The following is a 1,804-nucleotide window of genomic DNA, read 5'->3' as shown; positions in this document are numbered from 1 at the left end:
CCCGGATGCCTGTCCAACAGACAGGTAGTGGCTTCTTCTCCGCCGTCCGGACCTTTGATTCCCACCCGTTCGACAATCCGGATGCCGGGATAGTGTTCTTTGATTGTTTTTTCAAAGGCTGTGGTCCGCTGCCGAGTGGAAAAGAAATCGCCTTCATAGTAAATGACTCCGATTGAGCCCCTGCCTTTCAGTTGCTCACCCATGATATGGGCGGATTCCTCACCGTTTCCATAGTGGTCGGCGGAGACGATGCTGACATAATCCTCACCGTGCTTCAGTCCTTCCGGTGTGTTTTCCATAAAAATCAGCTTGATGCCGGACTGTGCCGCCTTTTGGTAAGCTTTTGCCGTCTTGATCGAATCGACAGGAATACTTACAAGGATATCCGGTTGTTTGGCAACGATTCCATCAATATCAGCCACTTGCTTTTCCCAGTTAAATTCTGCATTGGTAACGGCAATGACCTCAATTCCCATTCGTTCAAACGTTACGGTTAATCCTTCCACCTGGGTTCTTGCCCAATCATTCCCGGCATAATGCATGGAAATGGCAGCCCGATACTTTTTCTCATTGATTCTCTTCAGGTCTTCCAAAGAGAGCTGCAGCGTTTTTGCCGATACGGCTTGCTCACCATGCGGGCCTGTACTGTAAATTCTCGCACCCGGTATATTTTGGTGAATGGTATTGTTCAGCACATCATTGATCACAGTCAGAAATTCCTTTACATTGATCGGCTTCGTGACATAATGATCGAACCCCCTGTCAAGCGCCTGCTTTATGTTTCCGGAAGCTGCCATGGAGCTAACGGCAATGACCGCTGCATCCTTGGCCGCGTCTGAGGCTCTGATGATGTCGATCATTTCATAGCCATCCATGTCCGGAAGGTTAATATCCAGTAAAATCATGTCAACTTTTTCCTGTGCCAGCAGGGCCAGCCCTTCTTTCGCCGTCCGGGCAACAAGAAGCGAATACGCAGGCTGCGGATTAAGAATATTTTGGACAAGATGAATATTAGATTCATTGTCTTCAATATAGAGCAACCGGTAAACGTCGGTTTTCTCCATATCCTGGCTGTCGGGTTCCACGTTTTCTCCCCACCTGACTCCTGTCTTTAGGTTAGGAGGGACAGGCAGAGTGACCTTGAAATTGCTTCCTTTTCCTTTCGTGCTGGTCACAGAAATCTTTCCATCCATCAGATTGGCAAGCTGTTTGACCAGCGAGAGCCCAATCCCCGTCCCCTCCTCCTTGGAACCTTCAATTCGATAAAAAGGAACAAACACTTTATTATACTCGGAGGCTGAGAAACCCACTCCTGTATCCTCCACCTGGATCACCTGATGATCGCCTTCCTGGTGACAATAGAGATACACCTTTCCAAATTCCCGGTTATATTTGATCGCATTATTCAACAGGTTAAGGAAAATCTGCTTCAGGCGTACAGGATCCGCCAGCACCCGCATCGTCGTATTGGAATGATCACGCTGTACATCGATGGTAATATTCTTCTTCTTGGCCATCGGTTTAACAATCTTAACGCATTCCTGGAGAACCGTTAGAAGCTCAACTTCAGTAATGGCTATCTTCAAGTTGCCAGTTTCGATGCGTGATAGATCCAGTACCTCATTAACCAACTCCAGCAGGTGCCTTCCGCCATTTAGTATTTCCTGTACAAAATCATACTGGGTGTCCGTTAAGTCCTCTTCCAATTCCAAAAGCTGGGCAAATCCCAGTATGCCATTCAGCGGCGTCCGGAGCTCATGGCTCATTTTTGATAGAAAGTCGGATCGCGCCATCGCATGGGCCA

At 47.9% G+C, this 1,804-nt stretch carries 1 protein-coding gene; it reads right to left on the bottom strand.

The genetic code is table 11. The features are described from left to right. Positions 1-1,804 (bottom strand): ATP-binding protein (locus ABHN01_RS24555; protein WP_429877718.1); only part of this gene is annotated, 1,804 nt, incomplete at both ends.

It is taken from the genome of Fictibacillus sp. NRS-1165 (genome assembly GCF_050468105.1).
GTDB classification, from domain to species: Bacteria; Bacillota; Bacilli; order Bacillales; family Fictibacillaceae; genus Fictibacillus_C; species Fictibacillus_C terrinigri.
This window is presented reverse-complemented; position numbering and strand designations above follow the sequence as displayed.